This window comes from Kitasatospora sp. NPDC056327 (assembly GCF_042261735.1).
Lineage (GTDB): Bacteria > Actinomycetota > Actinomycetes > Streptomycetales > Streptomycetaceae > Kitasatospora.
In genome coordinates this window covers 1-1,620 of record NZ_JBHJRC010000542.1, presented here as the reverse complement: position 1 = coordinate 1,620, position 1,620 = coordinate 1, and the positions used below count along the sequence as shown (strand labels likewise).

Here is a 1,620-nt window from a genome sequence, read left to right as displayed (position 1 = left end):
GGAGCCGTCGAAGGTGGGACCAGCGATTGGGACGAAGTCGTAACAAGGTAGCCGTACCGGAAGGTGCGGCTGGATCACCTCCTTTCTAAGGAGCAATATGCCGCTTGCAGGCGAATGTCCTGCACGGTTGCTCATGGGTGGAACGTTGACTATTCGGCACAGGAAGAGACCAGGGACTAGTACTGCTTCGGCGTGGAACGTTTCGGGGATCGACTGTGTCGGGCACGTTGTTGGGTCCTGAGGGAACGGCTGTGAGCCGTTGCTTCAGTATCGCCGGTCCCATGCTTGGTGAGGTGGGTGTCTGGTCGTTGTTTGAGAACTGCACAGTGGACGCGAGCATCTGTGGCCAAGTTTTTAAGGGCGCACGGTGGATGCCTTGGCACCAGGAACCGATGAAGGACGTGGGAGGCCACGATAGTCCCCGGGGAGCCGTCAACCAGGCTTTGATCCGGGGGTTTCCGAATGGGGAAACCCGGCAGTCGTCATGGGCTGTCACCCGCTGCTGAACACATAGGCAGTGTGGAGGGAACGCGGGGAAGTGAAACATCTCAGTACCCGCAGGAAGAGAAAACAACCGTGATTCCGGGAGTAGTGGCGAGCGAAACCGGATGAGGCTAAACCTTGAGCGTGTGAGACCCGGCAGGGGTTGCGCTCAAGGGGTCGTGGGAATGAACTTCAGTCGTCTGCCGGCGGCTGGGCGAGTCAGAAACCGTATGGATAGTCGAAGGGCATGCGAAAGGCCCGGCGTAGAGGGTAAGACCCCCGTAGGCGAAATCTGTACGGCTTGCTTGTTCATCTCCCAAGTAGCACGGGGCCCGAGAAATCCCGTGTGAATCTGGCGGGACCACCCGCTAAGCCTAAATATTCCCTGGTGACCGATAGCGGATAGTACCGTGAGGGAATGGTGAAAAGTACCGCGGGAGCGGAGTGAAATAGTACCTGAAACCGTGTGCCTACAAGCCGTGGGAGCGTCGTTCATCAGCTTGCTGGTGGGCCGTGACTGCGTGCCTTTTGAAGAATGAGCCTGCGAGTTTGCGGTGTGTAGCGAGGTTAACCCGTGTGGGGTAGCCGTAGCGAAAGCGAGTCCGAACAGGGCGGTTGAGTTGCATGCCCAAGACCCGAAGCGGAGTGATCTAGCCATGGGCAGGTTGAAGCGGAGGTAAGACTTCGTGGAGGACCGAACCCACCAGGGTTGAAAACCTGGGGGATGACCTGTGGTTAGGGGTGAAAGGCCAATCAAACTCCGTGATAGCTGGTTCTCCCCGAAATGCATTTAGGTGCAGCGTCACGTGTTTCTTGCCGGAGGTAGAGCACTGGATAGGCGATGGGCCTCACCGGGTTACTGACCTTAGCCAAACTCCGAATGCCGGTAAGTGAGAGCGTGGCAGTGAGACTGTGGGGGATAAGCTCCATGGTCGAGAGGGAAACAGCCCAGAACACCGACTAAGGTCCCTAAGCGTGTGCTAAGTGGGAAAGGATGTGGAGTCGCAGAGACAACCAGGAGGTTGGCTTAGAAGCAGCCACCCTTGAAAGAGTGCGTAATAGCTCACTGGTCAAGTGATTCCGCGCCGACAATGTAGCGGGGCTCAAGCACATCACCGAAGTCGTGTCATTGCAGCA

At 57.4% G+C, this 1,620-nt stretch carries 2 rRNA genes; both read left to right on the top strand.

Annotation, left to right across the window (positions count from 1 at the left end):
- Positions 1 to 85: ribosomal RNA gene (locus ACFCX4_RS36180) — 16S ribosomal RNA — on the top strand; the annotation flags it as partial.
- Positions 86 to 344: 259 nt separating this feature from the next.
- A 23S ribosomal RNA gene (locus tag ACFCX4_RS36175) occupies positions 345 to 1,620 on the top strand; the annotation flags it as partial.